The organism is Candidatus Binataceae bacterium, from assembly GCA_035650475.1.
Lineage (GTDB): Bacteria > Desulfobacterota > Binatia > Binatales > Binataceae > JAKAVN01.
Window position 1 is genome coordinate 703,461 of sequence record DASRHP010000009.1, and the last position, 18,404, is coordinate 721,864.

General features: G+C 68.9%; 17 protein-coding genes and 4 tRNA genes. 12 read left to right on the forward strand and 9 right to left on the reverse strand.

All coding sequences use genetic code 11. The features are described from left to right. Window positions 1-3: 3 nt before the first annotated feature. Together VFB33_09535 and VFB33_09540 are read right to left on the reverse strand one after the other, a co-directional pair. Window positions 4-3,225, reverse strand: coding sequence for a PD-(D/E)XK nuclease family protein (locus VFB33_09535; protein ID HZO81925.1), 3,222 nt, complete (start codon window positions 3,223-3,225; stop codon window positions 4-6). Between the two features lie 165 nt (window positions 3,226-3,390). Next, complete coding sequence (locus VFB33_09540; protein ID HZO81926.1) at window positions 3,391-4,146, reverse strand: DNA repair exonuclease; 756 nt, start codon at window positions 4,144-4,146, stop codon at window positions 3,391-3,393. Window positions 4,147-4,315: 169 nt separating this feature from the next. On the opposite strand from VFB33_09540, the gene aroF reads away from it, so the two are divergent. From aroF to VFB33_09560, 4 genes are all read left to right on the forward strand, one after another. Continuing rightward, a complete protein-coding gene (gene aroF, locus VFB33_09545; GenBank protein ID HZO81927.1) occupies window positions 4,316-5,335 on the forward strand; it encodes a 3-deoxy-7-phosphoheptulonate synthase in 1,020 nt (339 codons plus the stop codon). Window positions 5,336-5,381: 46 nt separating this feature from the next. Further along, the gene (locus tag VFB33_09550) at window positions 5,382-6,308 is read left to right on the forward strand and encodes an LD-carboxypeptidase (protein ID HZO81928.1); all 927 of its coding nucleotides are present in this window, start codon (window positions 5,382-5,384) and stop codon (window positions 6,306-6,308) included. An 11-nt stretch (window positions 6,309-6,319) separates the two neighbouring features. Beyond that, a complete protein-coding gene (locus VFB33_09555; protein HZO81929.1) occupies window positions 6,320-7,450 on the forward strand; it encodes a serine hydrolase in 1,131 nt (376 codons plus the stop codon). Window positions 7,451-7,517: 67 nt separating this feature from the next. Then, window positions 7,518-9,026, forward strand: coding sequence for a Mur ligase family protein (locus VFB33_09560; protein HZO81930.1), 1,509 nt, complete (start codon window positions 7,518-7,520; stop codon window positions 9,024-9,026). A 45-nt stretch (window positions 9,027-9,071) separates the two neighbouring features. Here VFB33_09560 and VFB33_09565 read toward each other — a convergent pair whose 3' ends face one another. From VFB33_09565 to VFB33_09595, 7 genes are all read right to left on the reverse strand, one after another. Next, window positions 9,072-9,332 (reverse strand): hypothetical protein, encoded by a 261-nt coding sequence (locus VFB33_09565; GenBank protein HZO81931.1) that lies wholly within the window; start codon window positions 9,330-9,332, stop codon window positions 9,072-9,074. A 159-nt stretch (window positions 9,333-9,491) separates the two neighbouring features. Further along, window positions 9,492-10,178 (reverse strand): HAD family phosphatase, encoded by a 687-nt coding sequence (locus tag VFB33_09570; protein HZO81932.1) that lies wholly within the window; start codon window positions 10,176-10,178, stop codon window positions 9,492-9,494. A gap of 302 nt (window positions 10,179-10,480) precedes the next feature. Next, window positions 10,481-11,680 carry a M24 family metallopeptidase gene (locus VFB33_09575; protein ID HZO81933.1) on the reverse strand — a complete coding sequence of 400 codons (1,200 nt, stop codon included), beginning with the start codon at window positions 11,678-11,680 and terminating at the stop codon, window positions 10,481-10,483. Window positions 11,681-11,741: 61 nt separating this feature from the next. Next, the gene (locus tag VFB33_09580; protein ID HZO81934.1) at window positions 11,742-12,236 is read right to left on the reverse strand and encodes a TIGR03668 family PPOX class F420-dependent oxidoreductase; all 495 of its coding nucleotides are present in this window, start codon (window positions 12,234-12,236) and stop codon (window positions 11,742-11,744) included. Continuing rightward, a complete protein-coding gene (locus VFB33_09585) occupies window positions 12,236-13,339 on the reverse strand; it encodes an LptF/LptG family permease (protein ID HZO81935.1) in 1,104 nt (367 codons plus the stop codon). Before VFB33_09585 ends, VFB33_09580 begins: the two co-directional genes overlap by 1 nt. Beyond that, window positions 13,336-14,508: an LPS export ABC transporter permease LptF gene (gene lptF, locus VFB33_09590; protein ID HZO81936.1), complete on the reverse strand. Its 1,173-nt coding sequence runs from the start codon at window positions 14,506-14,508 to the stop codon at window positions 13,336-13,338. The genes VFB33_09585 and lptF overlap by 4 nt, the downstream gene beginning before the upstream one ends. Before the next feature lie 478 nt (window positions 14,509-14,986). After that, window positions 14,987-15,190 (reverse strand): hypothetical protein, encoded by a 204-nt coding sequence (locus VFB33_09595; GenBank protein ID HZO81937.1) that lies wholly within the window; start codon window positions 15,188-15,190, stop codon window positions 14,987-14,989. Between VFB33_09595 and rlmB the strand changes: the two genes are divergently transcribed. The 8 genes from rlmB to rpmG all read left to right on the forward strand — a co-directional run bounded on the left by rlmB (window position 15,167) and on the right by rpmG (window position 18,350). Then, complete coding sequence (rlmB, locus tag VFB33_09600) at window positions 15,167-15,769, forward strand: 23S rRNA (guanosine(2251)-2'-O)-methyltransferase RlmB (GenBank protein ID HZO81938.1); 603 nt, start codon at window positions 15,167-15,169, stop codon at window positions 15,767-15,769. The two genes, VFB33_09595 and rlmB, sit on opposite strands and share 24 nt — an antisense overlap. After that, window positions 15,763-16,011, forward strand: a complete 249-nt coding sequence (locus VFB33_09605) for a DUF1272 domain-containing protein (GenBank protein ID HZO81939.1) — start codon at window positions 15,763-15,765, stop codon at window positions 16,009-16,011. Before rlmB ends, VFB33_09605 begins: the two co-directional genes overlap by 7 nt. Window positions 16,012-16,116: 105 nt before the next feature. After that, window positions 16,117-17,565 carry an amidase gene (locus tag VFB33_09610; GenBank protein HZO81940.1) on the forward strand — a complete coding sequence of 483 codons (1,449 nt, stop codon included), beginning with the start codon at window positions 16,117-16,119 and terminating at the stop codon, window positions 17,563-17,565. A 192-nt stretch (window positions 17,566-17,757) separates the two neighbouring features. Next, window positions 17,758-17,829 (forward strand) — tRNA-Thr (locus VFB33_09615). Window positions 17,830-17,853: 24 nt separating this feature from the next. Continuing rightward, a tRNA-Tyr gene (locus tag VFB33_09620) sits at window positions 17,854-17,939 on the forward strand. 15 nt (window positions 17,940-17,954) lie between these two features. Continuing rightward, a tRNA-Gly gene (locus VFB33_09625) sits at window positions 17,955-18,030 on the forward strand. 43 nt (window positions 18,031-18,073) lie between these two features. Continuing rightward, window positions 18,074-18,146: transfer RNA gene (locus tag VFB33_09630), tRNA-Thr, on the forward strand. 51 nt (window positions 18,147-18,197) lie between these two features. Then, entirely contained in the window at window positions 18,198-18,350 is a 153-nt protein-coding gene (rpmG, locus tag VFB33_09635; GenBank protein ID HZO81941.1) for a 50S ribosomal protein L33, read from the forward strand. Window positions 18,351-18,404 lie beyond the last annotated feature (54 nt).

Consider the following 18,404-nt stretch of genomic DNA (forward strand, 5'->3'; position numbering starts at 1 on the left):
CCGCTAGCCTCCCTGCTCGGTCCCCTTGTGGTAGCGGCAGACCGAGCGGTAGCGACACCAGTCGTCGCATCGGCGCGGATCGACGTCGAAGCGCCCGCCGAGGGCGTCGTCGATCAGCCTCCAAATGCGCTCGGCGACCGGAACGGTGCCCGCGGCGAGCGCCTGCGCGCGCCGAAACGGATCAAGCTCGACGAGATCGCGCTCGACCTGACGCGCCTGAAGCTTTTTGTCGGCGCGCAGGACGACGTATCCTGCGGTGAGCGTCGTTTCCGACGCGAGCCGTTCGTTAAACGCCTTCCGCGCACCCATGAGGTAGAGCGGCAACTGGAACGCGGTCCAGCCAAATTCCGCCCCTTCGGGGTCCGCCATCTTGCGATAAGTGTCGGCGCGGCGGGCATTTTTATAGTCGAGCACGCACAGTCCGCTTAGCCGACCGCGCGCCGGATGGAGCTCGAGGCGATCGATGCGACCCTCCAACTGGAGCGGCGCGCGCGCGCCGTCGCGCGAATCGGCGAGCGCGAAGCTGATCTCATATTCGGTTTCGACCCCGAAGTCGGGATGCGCCGCGCTGTACCTGGCCTGGAACGCGATGAACTCCTCGACCGTGCGTTCGACCGACTCCCATCGCAGGTCGAAGAACCCCGGATCGCGGGCGAGCGGCCGGCGTTCGGCGCGCACCGCGTCGAGCACGCGCGCGGCCTGAGTGCGCGCGCGCGCGGCGTCGGCGAAATCGACCTTAGCCTCGACCAGCCGGCGCAGCACGTCGTGGATCAGGTCGCCAGTTTCCATCGCGCTGAGCTCGTAGTCCGGTTCGTCCTCCTCGCGCAGGATGAGGATGCGGCCGGCAAAAAATTTGAAGCCGCACGCCGCCAGTTCATCGAGCCTGCTCGCGCTCCACGCCCGCGGCGCATCGGCGGTTCCAACCAGCATCTGCGCAAGCCGCGCATGCGGTGCGACGCGTCCGTCGAACGGCCCGGCGGCGTCTGACTTGTCCTTATCCGCCGCATAGCGCATCCCGGCTTCGTCGGGCTCGGGGTTTTCCTCGCGCGTAGGCAGCGCAAGATATTTTTCGCGGGCGCGCTCGATTGCGGCGCGCTGGGCGATCGAGTCGAGTTCGACACGCGGCGCAATGACCTCGGCCGCCGCCGCGTCCAGCGTGTGGTCGGCGGCCGCGCGCGCAAGGAACTCCTCTGCCGAGAAACAATCCTCCGCCGCCGGAGGAATACTGGCCGCCGGGATGCGTCTTGCGATCGACGAGCCCGACGGATCGCCGAGCAGGCGCAGGACCTCGTCGATAAACGGCGAGCGGACCAGCGGGTTCCCGCCGGCGTCGGCCGCCGCGTAGCTCAGCACCACGCGCCGCGACGGCATCGAGAGCGCCAGATGGAAGAGCAGGAAGTCCTCGCCGTTGCGGTCGTAGCGCGTGCGCAAAATGCGGCCGGCATGGCTCGGCGCGTCGGCGCCGAAACGGCGGCGCAGCGCATCGCCGAGCGGGCGATTGAGCGCGAGCTTCAAATCGTCGGGAAGCAGCGGGTCGTCGGGACGGTAGATCGGGAAGAGGCCGTCATTGAGACCAACGACGAAGACCAGGTCGAAATCGAGACCGCGCGCTTCGAGCACCGGCAGCGCGCGCACCGCATCCGGCGCGCCCGCGCCCGCCTCCGATGCGGCGGCGCCGTCAAACGCCGCCTCGACCATCGCGGCAAACTCGGCCGCATCGAGTGCGCGCCCGCTGTCGGCCAGCGCCGCGTAACGCGCCAGACCCGCGAGCGCCCCCTGCACCGGCCCGCAAGCGCGGACGGCGTCGTCGGCGCGCTCGCCGTCGCCGGCGGGATCGAAGCCGAGCGCGTCAAGCGCGCGCCTCAGGCGGTCGAGATGCTCGGTAAGCCGGCCCGGCGCGCCCAGCGGCTCCAGTGCTCCGAGAACCCGCTCGAAATGGGCGAGCGCATCTTCAACGCGTCTGACGCGCGTCCGGAGCTTTGTCCGCTCGCTCTCGTCCGCCGCGCCGGCCAGCGCACCGCGCAGGTCATCCAGATGGCTTTTGACGCACTCCGCGAGCCGCTTCGCACCGCGGTCGATATAGCCGACCTCGTTGAGCATCGGCGCAAGCTCGGGCGCGGCGGCCCGCAGATGGGGCGAGCGGAGCAACGCGGCGAGCGTCTCGCGCTCGAAATTCTCGCGCGCGGCGCGCAGGATGGTCTCGACCAGCCGGGCGGGCGCGGTCGCGCGCACGCCGGGTGTCTCGGAGAGATCGAGCGGGATGCGGTAGCGGCGGAAAACCGCCCGCAGGTCGTCCGCGTACGGAGCAAGGTCGCGTGCGACGACCGCAACTCGCGCCGGTGCAAGCGGCTCCGCCGCCTCCAGCGCGCGGCGGATCGCGCGACCGACCTCCTCGATCTCGGCCAGCGGCGTCGGCGCCTCGACGATCTCAAGCGTGGCGTCCGCCGGCGGCGGCGCGGCCGCGGTTTGCGTGAACAGATGTTCGAGGAGGTAGCCGAGGCGGCCTGGGCGGCCATCGCGGCGGACGAAGTCGGGCAGCACCTTGTCGGCGATCGATTCCTCGGCGACGAAGCGGTTCCAGGTGAGATTGGCAAAGCGAGTCGCGTCGGTCGGATGTTCGGCGGCCTGGATGGTCAGCCGCGCGTCGCCGGTCGTCCGGATCAGCGCGGTCGCGATCATGAACTGGAGCAGGCTGAAGTCATAGATCTCGGCGATCTGGAGCTGGCGGATGCCGTCGAGCAGAGCCGGGCGCTCGCCGCGACGCTCAAGCGCGTGCAGCCCTTCGAGCACGGCGCGCTCGCGGTCGTGCCGATCGCACATTGCGTGGCGCGCGAGCACCTCTTCGTAGCGCTCGAAGAGCGCGGCGAGCTCGTCGAGCCGCGCGGCGCCCGCGACATCGCCGAGCGCCGAGGCGGCGCGGCGAAGGTCGGCGGGCGCAAGCGCCGCGCTCTTGAACTGGCGAATCAGTCCGAGCACATGTTCGGCGCCCGCGCGGCTGGAGCGCATCGCGCCGCCCGCCGCTGCGATCGCTTCGCACACCGCGATCCGTTCGCCGAGATCGTCGAGTAGCGCGCCGCGCGGCCCGAACTCGCGCCACAGCCGGTCGATCAGTTGCGGAAAGGTCATCACCGAGTGGCCGAGCAGGCATCGCCGGCTCAGACTCTGCCGCCTCAGCCAGTCCTCGACCTTTCTCGCGGTGGGATAAAGCGCGAGTACGCCGTCCATCGGAGCGCCACAAAAAAATATACTCCGATAACTCGCCGCGCGTCGGCAGCGGACGGCGGCTCAGGGCGCATTTATGAACAGCGCGCGCAAGACGAACGCACCCGCGCGCGATCGCTGGGCACGGCGGCTCCCTTGCACCGCCTGTTTATCGGCCGGTCGGGGGAATTAGAACTTGACCGGCAGGCGTTCGAGACGCACCGGCTCGCCCGGGACGCAGCTTATCCAGGCGACCCATCCGGCGTTGTCGCTGGCGTACAGCGGCGCCGGCGTGCCGCAGTAGGCCGCGCGCGTCGGCCCTTGCGAGACGTCGCCGAAGACGTGGATGTGGCCGAGCGCGATGTAGTCGTAGGCGCTGGCCTCGATCTCGGCGGGCGTGATCGGCGAGGAGCGCATCCCGTCGGCCTCCTCGGTGAAGAAGCCATGCGCCAGCGCGATATTCCAGCGTCCCGCAGCCGGCGCCGGCATTCCGCTAAGCGGCCTGTAGTCGGGCGAATGCTCGACCAGCGCGCGGCCCCAGACGCGGGTTTCCAGGTCGGGGAAGTCGAGCACGCGCCCGTCGGGCTCGAGAATCAGGTGGAGATTGCGGGGCAGCAGGTGGGGCGCGAGGCTCGCATAGATCGACGCCTCGTCGTGCGCGTCGTGATTGCCCGGGATCATCACGACCGGCATCAGGGCGCGTCTGATCTCGCCCAGCGCGAAGTCGAGCGCCGCGTCGCTGACCCGCGCCGAGTCGAACAGGTCGCCGACGATCAGCAGCAGGTCGGCGCGCTGCGCGTTGGCGATATCGATGACCCGGCTGAACGAGCGGCGCACGCGCTCACGCAACATCTCGCCGCTCGGACCGCTGCCGAAGCTGTCGGTGTCGAGATGGACGTCCGAAGTATGAACGATATTAACCGGTCGCCGCGGTCTGGGGCTCAAGCCCTGCTCTCCGAGCCGGTAGGCGCGCCTGCGGCGTCGCCCCGGCGCCAGGACCCTGCTTGATGGGTCTATCTTCGCAATACTAGACTCGCAGAGGCGACTTTTTCAACTTTGCCGCCGCCTCATCCGGCGGCGCGCGGATTCGCCAGTCTTTGCAGGGGCTTGCAGCGTGATCGTCGTAATGAAGGCGGGTGCCACCGAGGCCGAGATCGAAAATGTCGTCCGGATGGTCGAAGAGCTCGACTACCGCGCGCACGTGATCCGCGGCGTCGAGCGCACGGTGGTCGCCTGCGTGGGCGAAGAGCGCGGCGAACAGCATCAGCTCACTCATCTCGAAGCGGTCGGCGGCGTCGATCGGGTGATGCCGGTGCTGCGCAGCTTCAAGCTCGCCGCGCGCGAGGTCCGTCCCGAGGGCTCGCGAATCAAGGTCGGCGCTCTCGAGATCGGCGGGCGGCGACTGGCCGTGATGGCGGGGCCGTGCGCGGTCGAGAGCCGCCAGCAGGTCGAGGCGGCGGCCGCCGCGGTCAAGCGCGCGGGCGCCAATATGCTGCGCGGCGGCGCCTACAAGCCGCGCACCTCGCCCTACGCCTTCCAGGGGATGGAAGACGCCGGGCTGCGGCTGCTCGAAGACGCCGGGCGCACGCAGGGACTGCCAGTGGTGACCGAGATCATGGACCCGCACGACATCGACCTCGTCGCCCGGCACGCCGACATGCTCCAGGTCGGCGCGCGCAACGCGCAGAACTTCTCGCTGCTCCGCCGCCTGGGGCGGATCAAGAAGCCCGTGCTGCTCAAGCGCGGGATGTCCACCCGCCTTGAAGAGTTCCTGATGGCGGCCGAATACATCCTGTCCGAGGGCAATCCCAACGTCGTGCTGTGCGAGCGCGGCATCCGCACCTTCGAGACTGCGACGCGCAATACGCTCGACCTGAACGCGGTGCCGCTGCTCAAGCAGTGGACGCATCTGCCGGTGATCGTTGATCCCAGCCACGGCACCGGCATCTGGTCGCTGGTCAAGCCGATGGCGCTGGCGGCGATTGCGGCAGGCGCCGACGGCCTGATGATCGAGGTCCATCCGCAACCCGAGCACGCGCTCAGCGACGGCCCGCAGCAGCTTCGGCCCGACCGCTTCGCCGAGTTGATGGCGGCGCTGGCGCCGGTGGCCGAGGCGGTCGGGCGTATGCTGTGAGGGGGCCGCGCGTGGAGGTGGGGATGAGGTTGAGGGTAAGGGGCGGATGAAGCGGCAGCGCACAAGGCCGCGCGCGCTTAAGCCGGGCGACACGATCGGCGTGGTCTCGCCGGCCTCGGCGATCGACCGCGAGCATCTCGACCGCGGCGTCGCGGTGCTCGAAAGTCTCGGCTTTCGGGTCAAGGTCTCGCGCCACGCGCTCGACCGCGCCGGCATCCTCGCCGGCGCCGACGAGGTGCGCGCGCGCGAGCTTGCCGCCTTCTTCGCCGATCCGGCGGTCGATGCGATCTTCGCCGCGCGCGGCGGCTATGGAAGCGGCCGGCTGCTGCCGCTGCTTGACTTCGACGCGATCGCGCGCACGCCCAAGGCGTTCGTGGGCTTCTCCGATGCGACTTTCATTCTCAACGCGCTGGTTGCGCGCGCCTCGATGGTCGCCTTTCACGGCCCGATGGTGGCGATGGATTTCGCGCGCGGGCTGACCGGCGCCTCGCTTGGCCATCTGCGCCGCTTGCTCGCCGGCGAGGTGTCGGGCTTCACGCTGGCGGCGCGCGCGGCGCTGCGCGCGGGCAGTGCCGAGGGCGAAGTAGTCGGTGGATGCCTGTCGATGATCGCGGCGACGATGGGTACGCCGTACGCGCCGCCGCTCGACGGTGCGGTCCTGTTTTTGGAAGATACCGGAGAGAAGGCGTATAGGATCGATCGCATGCTGGTGCATCTGGAACAGGCGGGCGTATTCGAGCGGGTGGCGGCGGTGGTCTTCGGCGCGCTGCGTCCGCCCGCCGGCAGCGAGGCGGAGCATCGGATGATCGAGGAGTGCGTCGCCGAACGGGCCGCGAGGCTCAAGTGCCCGGTGCTGGCCGGGATCGAGGCCGGGCACGGCAGCGCCAATTTCACGATTCCCTTCGGCGTGCGGGCGCGCGTGGACGCGCGGGCGCGCACGTTGAGTTTTCTCGAGCCCGCGGTGAACGGGTAGGGGCGGCCGGCGTGGGATGGCGTGAGGTCGAGCAGGCGTTTGCCGAGGCGGTCGAGCGCGGCGTGATTCCCGGCGCGACGCTGGTCGTGCGCCGCGGCGCCGACGTCGTGTTCGAGGGCGCCTTCGGCCATCGCGCGCTGGTGCCCGAACGCTCGCCGATGCGGCTGGAGACGGTCTTCGACCTCTCTTCGCTGACCAAGCCCCTGGCGACGACGATCGCGGTGATGCTGCTGGTGTGCGAGAACAAGCTGCGCCTGGGCGACCGGGTGACGCGCTTCTTCCACAACTTCGGCGTCCACGACAAGGGCCACGTCACCTTCCGCCAGGTGCTCGCGCATTGCTCGGGGCTCGCGCCGTGGCGGCCGTTCTTTCAGCAGGTTGCGCAGATCGAGAAAAGTGGCAAGGTCAACTTCATGGCCAGCCACGGGGCCAAGGAGTGGGTGTACGAGGAGATCCATCGCGAGAAGCCCGAGGCGCCGCCGGCGAGCAAAGCGCTCTACTCCGACCTCAACTTCATGCTGCTCGGCGAGACCGTCGAGCGCATCGCCACCGTCGCGCTCAACCGCTTCTGCCGCGAGCGCATCTACCGCCCGCTCGGCCTGCGCGCGACCGATTTCATCGACATCTCGCTGGTGCGCTCGCGCCGGCTGGAGCCGGTGCCGGAGATGTTCGCGCCGACCTCGTTCTGCCCCTTCCGCAAGCGGATGCTGGTGGGCGAGGTGGACGATGAGAACGCCTACGCGATGGGGGGCGTGGCGGGGCACGCGGGGCTGTTCGCGCCGGTCAAGGAGGTCGATCGTATCGCGCAGGAGCTCATCGCCTGCTGGGCCGGACGCTCCGAACTGGTGCCGCAGAAAATCATCCGCGAGTTCTGGACCCGCGACACCACTGTCCGCGGCTCGACCTGGGCCCTCGGATGGGACACGCCGTCGCCGCAGTTCTCCAGCTCGGGGCGCCATTTTTCGCCCAACGCGGTCGGCCACCTGGGCTTCACCGGCACCTCGCTCTGGATCGAGCCCGCGCGCGAGATCGCGGTCTCGTTGCTCACCAATCGGGTCCATCCGCGGCGCGACAACCAGGCGATCCGTGATTTCCGCCCGAAGATTCACGACCTCATCATGGAGGCGATCGACGCCGACTAGGCCCGCATCCGTTGCGGCTTCGGCCGTGGCGGGCTTACTGCTAGCGTGACGGGGGAGCGGAGGCGAGGTGAGCAGCGGCGTTTCGATGTCCCAGGCGGCGGGCCGCGGTGCATCAGCGACGGTCGCCGCCGAGTCGGCCGCGCGGCTTGCGCGCGTGCCCGATAACGTCCGCCACGTCCATCTGATCGGCGTGGCGGGGACCGCGATGGCGGCGCTGGCCGGGATGCTGGCCGAGCGCGGCCTGCGCGTTAGCGGCTCCGACAGCCAAATCTACGAGCCGACCGCCTCGCTGCTCAAGCGCCTGCGCGTGGAGGTGCGCCCGAGCTTCGGCCCGCACAATCTCGTGCCGCCGCCCGACCTCGTCGTGGTCGGCAATGTGGTCACGCGCGCCAACCCCGAGGCGCAGGCGCTGCTCCAGAGCACGGTCGCGTACCTCTCGATGCCCGAGGCGCTGTGGCACTTCTTTCTGCGTGAGCGGCGCGTCCTAATGGTGGCCGGGACGCACGGCAAGACGACCTCGACCGCGATGATGGCGCACGTGCTGAAGGCGGCGGGGCGGGACCCCTCGATGCTGGTGGGCGGGGTGGCCAAGGACTTTGGCTCCAACTACCGCCTCGGCGCCGGCGGCGACTTCGTAATCGAGGGCGACGAGTACGACACCGCGTTCTTCGACAAGCGGCCGAAGTTTATCCACTACCGGCCGCGCGGCGCGATTATCACCGCAGTCGAATTCGACCACGCCGACATCTACCGCGACCTCGCACACGTCAAGTCCGCCTTCCGTGCGCTGGCGGACTCGATGGAGGGCGAGGGCGCACTCGTCGTATGCGCGGATTCGCCCGCCGCGCTCGAAGTGACCGCGGGCGTCCGCGCCCGCAGGATCACCTACGGCCTCGGCGCCGGCGAGTTCCGCGCCGCGGACATCAGTGCCGGCGCCGACGGTGCGCAGTTCTCGATCGTGCGCGAGGGCAGGGCGGTGGCGCGCGATTTGCGACTGCCGATCGGCGGCCGGATGAACGTTGCCAACGCGCTCGGCGTCGCCACGCTGCTCGCCCACTTCGGCGTGGGTACGGACGAAATCGCGCGCGGACTAGGATCGTTTCGCGGCGTGATGCGCCGCCAGGAGGTGGTCGGCGAGGCGCGCGGCGTTACCGTGATCGACGACTTCGCGCACCATCCGACCGCGATTCGCGCGACGCTGGCGGCGGTCGCCGAGCGCTTTGCCGGCCGGCGCATCCTGGCCGCCTTCGAGCCGCGCTCCAACACCGCGCGGCGCAACGTCTTCCAGCACGACTTCGCCGCCGCCTTCGACGCCGCCGCACGGGTTTACCTTGCGCCGGTCTATTTCAAGGAGAACGACCCGATTCCGGCCGACGGCCGCCTCTCGGTGGATGCGCTGGCGGCGGCGATTGGCGCGCGCGGCCCCGCGGCTCTCGCCTGCGCCTCCACCGAGGAGATCGTGGAGCGGATGGCCGCCGATGCACGCGCGGGCGACGTCGCGCTCATCATGTCCAACGGGCCGTTCGACAATCTGAAGCAGCGGCTGCTCGCCGCGCTCGCCAAGGGCGGACTCTGATTTGCCCGCGACCCGCGCCGCGCGCGAATCATGCGCGGGCGGAGGCTAGCTGATTTCGACGCGGATGCCGCCGATCCGGCGCGCAGCGAAGTTGTACAGCATGCATCCCAGGCCGATCAGGAAGTAGGTTGCCAGCGCGTAGAAGAAGGGGACGAACAGCAGCACCGCATAGTCGTGATGTGGGATGTTGACGTGGAAGACGAAGGCCGCCGCGGCCAGCGGGTAGGTCAGGATCAGAAAGCCGATCAGCGACATCACCGCGGCCACCTTGGCCGCCTGCTTAACCTCAATCGATTTGACCTGCATCCTTACATCTCTGGGTCTCGATGCTCGCCGCCGCGGACCTGCGCCCAAACCGGCGGCGGCAATGGCAGTTTATCGACCGGCCCGTGCGATGCAAGGGGCTATGGCCGCTTATTAGTCTCCAAGAGGGGAAAATGTTGCCCAACTCGTGTGGACGTGCCGCTAGCGCGCCAGGCGGCGCAGGACCGCGTCGAGTTCGATTCCTGCGATCGACGGAAAAACAACGTCGGCTGCCCGGAGGTCGTCCGCGCTGGCGTCGTGGCATACCGCCAGCACTCGCATCCCCGCGCGATGGGCCGCCTCGACGCCGGCCGGCGTGTCCTCGATCACCAGGCATTCGGCGGCTTCCAGTGGCGGGCGCAGGCGGAGCAGAAAGCCGAGCCGGCCGCGCGCTTTCTCAAAACATTCCGGCGCCGGCTTGCCGTGCTCGACGTCTTCGGCGGCGACGATGTCGGCGAACAATTCGCGCACGCCGGCGCACCTAAGGATCGTCTCGGCCTCGACGCGCAGCGTGCCAGTGGCGACGGCGAGCGGAAAGCGCTCGGCGCATCGGCGCACGAAGTCCACCGCGCCGGGGAAGGTCACGTCGCGCCCGGCGATCATCTCCTGGTAAAGCGCCGCCTTGCGCGCGGCGAGATCGGCTATCGCGGCCTCGTCCGCCCGCCGGCCGTGGTCTTTGAGCATGACGGCGAAGACGTCGTGGTCGTCGAAGCCGATCAGGCGGTGGAAATAATCGTCGCGGTCGAGTTCGATTCGTTCGGCGCGCAGGATGCGCGCGAAGGCTTCGTAGTGGAGCGGCTCGGTGTTGGCGAGCGTGCCGTCGAGGTCGAAGATGACTGCGCGGATCATTACGTTCAAAGTTGTGCGGTATCCAGAGTCTGCCGGGTTCGTATCTGGAGCGAGGCGGGGGTCTCGAAGTGAGACGAGCGTTTCGGGGTAGGGCGGGCGTCCCTGGCCGCCCAAGCGGACGGCTGGCAGACAGGCTCGCCCCACAGCGGAAAAGGGCGGGTTTCCTCGCGCGCGCCGGACACGCGCGGAACAATGACATAAGCAAAGCCGGCGGCGGCAGTTTCAGCGAGCTTTTTCCGCCCCTTCAACGATCGGTTCCCGCGGTGAACGTATGCAGGAGGGGTGTGCAACGATCAATCCCGTCAGGCGAGCAGCGCGGCGATCTGACGCTGCGCCGGCGCGGCGCTGACCTCGGCGCGGCCGTTCTCGATCGTCATGTTGAGTTCGCTGCGCACGCCGAAGCGGCCAGGGAGGTAAATTCCCGGCTCGACCGAGAAGCAGGTGCGATCGATCAGCGTGCGATGGTCGCGGGTTTCCAGGGAGTCGAGATTGGCGCCGGCGCCGTGGACCTCGCGGCCGATCGAATGGCCCGTGCGATGGAGAAAATGGGCGGCGAAGCCGGCGCGCTCGATCACGCCGCGCGCGACCCGGTCGGCCTCCTCGCCGCGCACCGGCGCGCCCGTGTGCACGCGCTTGCAGATGAAATCGACGGCGGCGTCGCGCGCCTCGGCGACGATCGCAAAGACCCGCGCCTGTTCCTCGGGCACGCGCTCGCCCGCATACGCCATCCAGGTCAGGTCGGCGTAGATGCTCTCCTCGCCGGGCTCCTTCGCCCACAGGTCGAGCAGCACGAGGTCGCCGTGGCGCACCGGCGTGTCGCGCGCCGCCGACGGCGCGAAATGCGGCAGCGCGGCGTTGGCGTTGAGCGCCACGATCGGCGGGTCATCGGCGACCACGCCGAGGGCGGCGAAGCGCGCGAGCACGAACTGCTGCGCGGTGTATTCGCTTACCGGCTCGGCGCTGCGGAGTCGGCGCGCGATTTCGGCGAAGGTCTCCTCCACCACCCTGCGCACGACCGCGGCGGCGCGGCGATGGCTCGCAAGCTGCGCCGCGGTCAGCCGCGCCTCGAAGCGCTGGATCAGATCGGCGGCGGAGACGACCTCGACGCCCAGCGAGCTGACGAGCTCGACCGTGCCGGCATCGACACGTGCGACGTAGGGGATCGCGCATTGCGGGGAGTAATCCATCGCGACCCGCCGCGCCCCGGCGAGGATCGCGCCGAGCGCCGCGGCCATCTCGTCGGCCGAACGATAGATGGTCGTCTCCACTCCCAGCGCGGCCAGCCGCTCGGCCTCGACCGCCGACACCAACGCGCGCGGCATGCCCGTGGCGGGCACGTAGCAGAACCATCGGCGAGTCGTTATCCCTCCGCTCGGCAGGCCGAGCACGCGGTAGGCGAGCGGGTCGCTGTGGCGGAAGTCGTAGAACAGCCATCCGTCGAGCGACGCCTCGGCAAGCGCGGCGGCGATTTCGTCGAGCCGTCCCATGGGTTGCTTCGTCATTGCCGTGCGCGTGTCAGCCGCGCGCGAGGCATCTGCCGCTTTGGGCTTCGCGGTGAATCGTTCATCGGGTTGTCGGCGGGCGGGGCGCCCCGGCAGGCGGCGACTTGAAGCGCTCGCCCCAGACGTGAACACGCTCGGGCTCGATTCTCACGACCGGATTGCGTTCGATGCTCAGCGCCATCGCGCGATACTGCGGATACTTGTCGCGCAGGCTGCGCAGCGCGAGCAGATACTCCTCGGGATCGTCCACCACGCTGGCGCGCCCGTGGACGAGCACGTAGCCGAGGTTGTCCCAGTGCTCCTCGTAATGGTCGATCACCAGGGCGACACGCGGGTTGGCCGCGATATTGCGCATCCGCCTCAGCCCCAGCCCGCGCTCGCGCTTGGGCTTCTCGTCGATCGCGAAGTAGAAGTGCGCGCCGTCGAACCAGAAGCAGACCGGGACGTTGTGTGGTGCGCCGCTGGCGTCGGCGGTGGCCAGATGGCCCAGACGGGCGAAGGTGAGAAACTCGCGCACCGGGCCCGCGTTGAGAGCCTGCGTCGGATCGGCCGCCATCAGCGTTCCTCGCCGAACAGAAAGAGCGACGCCGCCAGTACGGCGAACGTCGCGTTGGGAAACCACGCCGCCAGCCACGCCGGTAGCATCCCCGAGCGTCCCAGCGATGACGTAAGCCCGAACATCAGCCAGTAGGCGAAGCCGATTCCGATCGCGAGGGTGAAGCTGCGGCCGACGCTGAGGTTGCGCGGCAGCGGGTCGAGGCTCAGCGCGAGCCCAAGCGCCGCCATGATCAGGCACGCCAGCGGCATCGCGTACTTCAGGTCGCGGTCGACGTAGTAGCCGCCGGGGTCGAGCCCCTTGCGCCGCAGCCCTTCGATATAGGCGTTGAGCTGCCACAGACTGAACTCGTCGGGGTCCATCCGCAACAGATTGAAGTCGGAAGGCTTGGTGTCGATACGCAAGGGGCCAGGCGCAGTCGGCTCAACCTTGCCGCCCGGCAGCAGTTTGAAGGCGCTGAGCTCGACCGGCCGCCATTGATCGCCGGTCCATTGCGCGCCCGCCGCGTGCTCGACGCTGTTCAGCGAGTAGTCGTCGTGGCCGACGCGGTAGAGGGTTACGCCATGGAGCATCTTCTTGTGGCCGTCGTAATAGTCGGCGCTCAGAAAGCCGTCGGGCACACGGACCCAGATGCGGCGGTTGAAGAAGATACCGTAGATTTTCCGGTGCTGGAGTTCGACCTGGTAGAGATGCTTGGCCGCGCGGGTCGCGGTCGGCACCACCGTCTCGCTCAGCGCGAAGTTGAACGCCGAGATGAGTGCCGCCAGCAGCAGCACCGGCGCCGCCATCTCGAGCCGGCTTATCCCGAGCTGTTGGCAGGCGAGCACCTCGCCGGTGCGGTTGAGCAGCGCGAAGCCGAGCAGCACGCCGGCCAGCGAAGCCACCGGCAGCAGCTGCGAGACGATGAGCGGGAGCTTGAGCGCGAAGTACTCAAGCCCGATAAGCCCCAAGCCGCCGTAGCGCATCAGGTCGTCGATGCGGTCGAACAGGTCGCCCAGCAGATAGGCGGCGGTGAAGGCGGCCAGGCAGACCACGAAGGGGCCGAGAAAATGTCCGCCGAGGAAACGATCCATCGTCGGCGACAGCCGCGGGCGCAGTTTCATGCCGCCTCCCTACGCCCGTAGTGCTCGATCAGATCCCAGATAAGATCGCCGGGGCCGCGCCCCTGGTCGGCGCGGTCGGTCGCGCTGCGATAGAACATCCAGACCGCAAGTGCTGCAAACACCACGTCCGGAATCGCCATCGCGGCCAACGCGTTGAGCGAGCCGCGCTCGGCCAGCGTCCGCCCCATCCGCATCAGCATGTAATACAGAAAGAACAGCGCGATCGCGACGCCGAAGCGCTCGGATTGGCCGCCGCGCGCGGGCTTGAGCCCCAGCGGCACGCCGATCATTGCGAACAGCAGCGTCGCCAGCGGCACCGTGTACTTGCCCGCCAGCTCCGCCTCGGCCTCGTGATCGGGTTTGCCCGCGGCGCGCGCCCTGGCGATCGCCGCGCGCAGCTCCGCGTAGCCCATCTCCTCGGGTTCGCGGTTGTTCATGCCGAAGCTGTCCTGCGGCTCGATACTGAGATCGTAGATGCGAAAGCTGGTGACGTGGCTGCCGCGCGGCGAGGAGTCCAACCCGAAGATCGAGCCGTCGAACAGGCGCAGCGTGATGGTGTGCTGCTGGCGGTCGGGCAGGATGATCCCGCGGCGCGCGATGATGGTGTTCTGCTGGTCGCGGTTGCGCGCGTCCGAGATCAGCACGCCATGCAGGGTGTCGTTGCCCGAGACGTGGTCAACGTAGAGCACCAGCCCCGGAAAGGTGCTGTCGAAGATCTTTTCTTTAAGCCCGGCGGTCGAGCGGGTGCGGCTGAGGCGGTAGAGCTCGGACTGGAGCTGCGAGTTTGCCCACGGCCGGACCGAGAACGCAAACCAGCTTGCGAGCGCGTACACCGCGACCGCGACGACCATCACCGGCACGGCCAACCGATAGAGGCTGATGCCACAGGCGCGCGCGGCGATGAGCTCGCGATCGCCCGACATTCGCCCGAAGCCCAGCAGCACGCCGAGCAGCACCGCCATTGGGAATGTCAGCTCGAGGAAGGCGGGCATGATGTAGCCGATGAGGCTCAGCACCTGGCCGACCCCGACCCCGTGATTGACCACCATCTCGGTGAGCTTGAGCAGCTTGCCGGTGACCAGCGCGAAGGTGAGCAGGAAGACGCCCATCGCGAACGGACCGACGACCTCGCGCGCCACGTAGCGGTCGATGGTTTGAAATCCGCGCATCGCTGAGGATGGGCGCGTCGGCCGTCGCGTGCGCGGCGGCCGACGCGCCTGCCGACAAGTCTAGACCGATGAGCCGCAGGATGAAACGCGCGCCGCCGCCAGCGAGGATCTGTCGGGCGCGCCGCTGTCGCACGGCGGGCCGGGCGGTTATATGATTGCGCAGATGAGAGGGGGGCGCGATGGAGATAAGGGCCGCGGCGGGGGCCCGCGCCCACCGGGCGCGGGCCCCCGCCGCGGCAGGCAGACCCGGGGCTGGCCGTACGCGCCGCATGCGCCGCGCGCCCACGGCGCCGGCGCGGCCGCGTATGGCGGCGCGCCCGGGCAGGGGCGCGGCCGCCGCCGGCATCCGCCGCGGACGCCTGGCCCCGCGACCACGACAGGGGCGGCCGGCGGCGCGCCGAGTTCGACGCGCCGCCCGCCGCCTCATCCCGCGCTCGCGGGCCCGCCTGCGGCAAGCGCTGCGCCAATTGCGGGTGCCTCATCGCGCGAGCTGGTATTCGGCGCGGAGCCCGTCCACGAGCTCGCCGCCGCCGCGCCTGAGGCCGTGCGCGCCCTGTATGTACGCGACGATCTGCGCGAGCGCTTTGCCGCCGATATCGAGCGTGTCCGAGCGGCGGGCGGACAAATCGTGCCGGCCGCCGCGGCTGCGCTTGCGCGAATGGCGGGCGCCGAGGCGCGCCATCAGGGCATCGTCGCGCTCATCCGCGAATACAACTACGCCGGCTTCGATGAGGTAGTCGCCGAAAAGCCCGACCCGCTGTTGCTGGTGGACGGAGTCAGCGATCCGCGCAACCTCGGCGCGCTGCTGCGCTCGGCCGAGTGCGCCGGCGTGCGCGCCGTGGTCCTCGCGCGCGACCGCACGGTGGGACTTACGCCGGCCGCGATCAAGTCGTCCGCCGGCGCGTGGGTGCATCTGAAGATCGCGCGATGCGGCAACGTCGCGCGCGCGCTGGAAGATCTCAAGGAGGCCGGCTATTGGGTCGCGGCGCTCGCACCCGACGGGCCGGTCGAGCTTTACGATCTCGATACCACGCGTCGGCTCGTGCTGGTCGTCGGCTCCGAGGAGCACGGCGTGCGCGGCATCGTGAGGAAGACCGCGGATTTCGTCGTGCGCATTCCGATGCGCGGGCGGATCGAGTCACTCAACGTGTCGGTGGCGGCGGCAGTGGCGCTGTTCGAGGTCGCGCGCCGGCGCGCCGCGGCGACGCCACGCGCCGCGGAAGCCGCGGACGTTGCGCAGAGCGGGGAGGGGACATGCTGATTCTCAAGCCCGGATGCGAGTGCTGCGACCGCGACCTTGCGCCGCAGTCGCTCGACGCCATGATCTGCTCGTTCGAGTGCACGTTTTGCCGCGAGTGCGCGGAAACGAAGCTGAATGGCCGCTGTCCGAACTGCGGCGGCGAGCTGGTGCGCCGCCCGGTGCGCCCGGCCGACAAATTGGCGGCGTTTCCAGCTTCCACGCAGCGGGTGTTCAAGCCGGCCGGATGCGCCAAGGTCGCTTGAGCGGCCGCGCCGGCTTCGACGCGCACACGAAACGGTTGCCGGTGGGCGGTCGCGGGCGTTTGCGCGCCTGCCCCGAGCGTGCGAGGCTTTGCCGCGGGAGAGGCGATGATGAAGGGCGATCTTGCAAACCTTGACGCGACTGAGCAGGCGCAACTGGTCCGCAAAAAGAAGGTGTCACCGCTCGAGCTGGTTGACGCCGCCATCGCGCGGATCGAGCGGGTGAACCCCCAGCTAAATGCCGTGATCACGCCGCTGTTCGACAAGGCGCGCGAGCAGGCCAAAAGCGACGCTCTGCCCCAGGGGCCGTTTCGCGGCGTGCCGTTCCTGCTCAAGGACCTGATCTGCGCCTCGGCCGGTGACCCGTTGTACAACGGGATGCGCCTGATGCGCGACGCCGGTATCGTCGCGCCCTACGACACCTACCTTGCGGCAAAGTTCAGGGCTGCTGGATTCATCTGCCTGGGCAAGACCAACACGCCCGAGCTCGGCCTCAACGCGACGACCGAGCCCGAGGCCTTCGGCCCTTCGCGCAACCCGTGGCATACGGAGCATTCAACCGGCGGCTCCAGCGGCGGGTCGGCCGCCGCTGTCGCGGCGCGGATGGTCGCAGTTGCACACGCCAATGACGGCGGCGGCTCGATCCGTATCCCCGCCAGCGAATGCGGCCTGGTCGGACTCAAACCATCGCGCGGGCGTGTCTCGTGGGGCCCCGACATGGGCGACGCGTGGCACGGGCTGGCCATCGAGGGCGTGGTGACACGCTCGGTGCGCGATGTCGCCGCCGTGCTCGATGCAATCGCCGGCAACATGCCGGGCGATCCTTATGCCGCGCCGCCGCAACGCCGACCGTTCGCCAAGGAACTCAGCGCCAAGGTCGGGCGCATGCGTGTGGGCGTGATGAAGCGCACGCCGCTCGGCGGCGGCGAGCTCCATCCTGACTGCCTCGCGGCGGTCGAGGACGCCGCGCGCCTTATCGAGTCGCTGGGACACGCGGTCGAGGAGTCCCATCCGGCGGCGCTCGACGAGCCCGACGTCTCCCGATGCTTCAACGACGTCGTCTGCGGCCATGCCGTGTTCGCGCTGGAGCAGATCGGCGCGCTGCTCGGCAGAAGGCTCAACGCCGAGGACGTCGAGCTGTGGACGTGGTCGGTGGCCGAGCGCGGATTTTCGATGCCGGTCGGACAGTATCTGGCGGCGATCCAGTGGCTTCAGGTATGGAGCCGGCGGGTGGCGCAATGGTGGAGCGACGGCTTCGACCTGCTGTTGACCCCGACCATCGCAGCGCCGCCGCCGCCGCTGGGAACGCTGGTAGCGAAGCCTGAGGATCCGGCGGCTGGGTGGGCGCGGCTGATGGCGCTGATCCAGTTCACACCCCAGTACAATGCGACGGGCCAGCCTGCGATCTCGCTGCCGCTGAGTTGGAACGCGCAGGGGCTGCCGATAGGAATCCAGTTGGTGGCTGGCTTCGGGCGCGAAGATCTGCTGATACAGGTCGCGGCGCAGCTTGAGCAGGCGCGGCCGTGGAAGGACCGGCGCCCGCCGATTTGCGCCTGAGTGCGACCCGAACCGAGCCTCGCACGCGCCGGGATATCCGGCGGCCGCGCGACGTAGCGGCGCGATCAACATGTCCATCGCGGCGTTCGACGCGGCAAGCGAGGCTTCGCAGCGTGACGAGGGGGCTCCAGGTCGTCCCGCGCTTGACACTCTTTTGGGGCGGGCATAAAAGCGTTAGTTTACGATCCGTGGGCCGATGTAGCTCAACGGTAGAGCAACTGACTTGTAATCAGTAGGTTGGCGGTTCGATTCCGCCCATCGGCTTTGATTACAAGCGTGCGTTGGAGCGGAGAGGTTCCCGAGCGGCCAAAGGGAGCAGACTGTAAATCTGCCGGCTTATGCCTTCGGAGGTTCGAATCCTCCCCTCTCCACCAATCAATGTTGCGCGGGCGGGAATAGCTCAGTTGGTAGAGCGCGAGCCTTCCAAGCTCGGGGTCGCGGGTTCGAATCCCGTTTCCCGCTCCATGCCTCGCTCACGGCCCGGCGGCGAGACCGGCAATGGACGCGGGCCCATGTAGCTCAGTCGGCAGAGCACTTCCTTGGTAAGGAAGAGGTCACGGGTTCGATTCCCGTCGTGGGCTTTCAGATTCTGGCGGCCGCAAGGCGCGCCGTAAGGACAGGTTTAAGGGGCGATGCGAGACTTGATAGGTCTGGCGTGCGATAGCTGCAAAAGGCGCAATTACACGACGACCAAGAATAAGAAGCGACAGACCGAAAAATTCGTGATCAAGAAGTTCTGCCCGAGTTGCCGCTCGCATACCGCTCATCGCGAGGTCAAGGTCTGAACACCGCTGGTTCAACGCGGGCCGCCGGCGCGGCTATCGCGTCCGGGCGGCGGG

What these genes read in the sequence shown, in the direction of transcription:
- rpmG (HZO81941.1), top strand. Translation starts at nt 18,198, where the DNA reads ATGCGAGACTTGATAGGTCTGGCGTGCGATAGCTGCAAAAGGCGCAAT.
- VFB33_09605 (HZO81939.1), top strand. Translation starts at nt 15,763, where the DNA reads ATGCTGATTCTCAAGCCCGGATGCGAGTGCTGCGACCGCGACCTTGCG.
- VFB33_09575 (HZO81933.1), bottom strand. Translation starts at nt 11,680, where the DNA reads ATGACGAAGCAACCCATGGGACGGCTCGACGAAATCGCCGCCGCGCTT.
- VFB33_09610 (HZO81940.1), top strand. Translation starts at nt 16,117, where the DNA reads ATGATGAAGGGCGATCTTGCAAACCTTGACGCGACTGAGCAGGCGCAA.
- lptF (HZO81936.1), bottom strand. Translation starts at nt 14,508, where the DNA reads ATGCGCGGATTTCAAACCATCGACCGCTACGTGGCGCGCGAGGTCGTC.
- VFB33_09535 (HZO81925.1), bottom strand. Translation starts at nt 3,225, where the DNA reads ATGGACGGCGTACTCGCGCTTTATCCCACCGCGAGAAAGGTCGAGGAC.
- VFB33_09570 (HZO81932.1), bottom strand. Translation starts at nt 10,178, where the DNA reads ATGATCCGCGCAGTCATCTTCGACCTCGACGGCACGCTCGCCAACACC.
- VFB33_09595 (HZO81937.1), bottom strand. Translation starts at nt 15,190, where the DNA reads ATGGCGCGCCTCGGCGCCCGCCATTCGCGCAAGCGCAGCCGCGGCGGC.
- VFB33_09550 (HZO81928.1), top strand. Translation starts at nt 5,382, where the DNA reads ATGAAGCGGCAGCGCACAAGGCCGCGCGCGCTTAAGCCGGGCGACACG.
- VFB33_09565 (HZO81931.1), bottom strand. Translation starts at nt 9,332, where the DNA reads ATGCAGGTCAAATCGATTGAGGTTAAGCAGGCGGCCAAGGTGGCCGCG.
- VFB33_09585 (HZO81935.1), bottom strand. Translation starts at nt 13,339, where the DNA reads ATGAAACTGCGCCCGCGGCTGTCGCCGACGATGGATCGTTTCCTCGGC.
- rlmB (HZO81938.1), top strand. Translation starts at nt 15,167, where the DNA reads ATGGCGGGCGCCGAGGCGCGCCATCAGGGCATCGTCGCGCTCATCCGC.
- VFB33_09580 (HZO81934.1), bottom strand. Translation starts at nt 12,236, where the DNA reads ATGGCGGCCGATCCGACGCAGGCTCTCAACGCGGGCCCGGTGCGCGAG.